This window comes from Roseibium sediminis, assembly GCF_008711325.1.
GTDB lineage: Bacteria > Pseudomonadota > Alphaproteobacteria > Rhizobiales > Stappiaceae > Roseibium > Roseibium sediminis.
Window position 1 is genome coordinate 1 of record NZ_VXDB01000099.1, and the last position, 690, is coordinate 690.

The 690-nt window shown below is 59.7% G+C and carries 1 protein-coding gene; it reads left to right on the top strand.

All coding sequences use genetic code 11. From position 1 onward, the window contains the following. Positions 1-690 (top strand): cadherin repeat domain-containing protein (locus F0155_RS23235; protein ID WP_150526939.1); only part of this gene is annotated, 690 nt, incomplete at both ends.

The following is a 690-nucleotide window of genomic DNA, read 5'->3' on the forward strand; positions in this document are numbered from 1 at the left end:
TTGTCCAGGCGACCTCGACGGATGGGTCAACCTCCACGGAGACGTTCACGGTCAATCTGACCGACGTCGACGAGTTTGACGTGACCGCTGTCACGGACAGCAACTCTGCGACCAATACGGTGTCTGAGTCCGCAGCAACTGGAACGCTCGTCGGCATCACGGCCTCTGCGTCCGACGCCGACGGTACAGACAGCGTCAGCTATCAGCTTGTCGATGGCTCGGGCACTGTCATCACGGACGGCCCGTTTGCTATCGACGCCACGACGGGTGTTGTGACGGTCGCGGACAGCTCGCAGCTCGATTACGAGGCTGGCACCTCTGTCACGGTCATTGTCCAGGCCGTCTCAACGGACGGCTCGACCTCGACGGAGACGTTCACGGTCAACCTGACCGATGTCAACGAGTTTGATGTCACCGCTGTTACCGACAGCAACTCTGCGACCAACACCGTCTCCGAGAGCGCAGCCACCGGCACAGCGGTTGGGATCACAGCCTCTGCCTCTGATGCGGATGGTATGGACACAGTCAGCTACCAGCTTGTTGATGGTTCCGGCAATGTCATCACGGATGGCCCGTTTGCGGTAGATAGCTCAACCGGTGTTGTCACCGTCGCGGACAGTTCTCAACTCGATTACGAGGCTGGCACCTCTGTCACAGTCATTGTCCAGGCGACCTCGACGGATGGGTCAA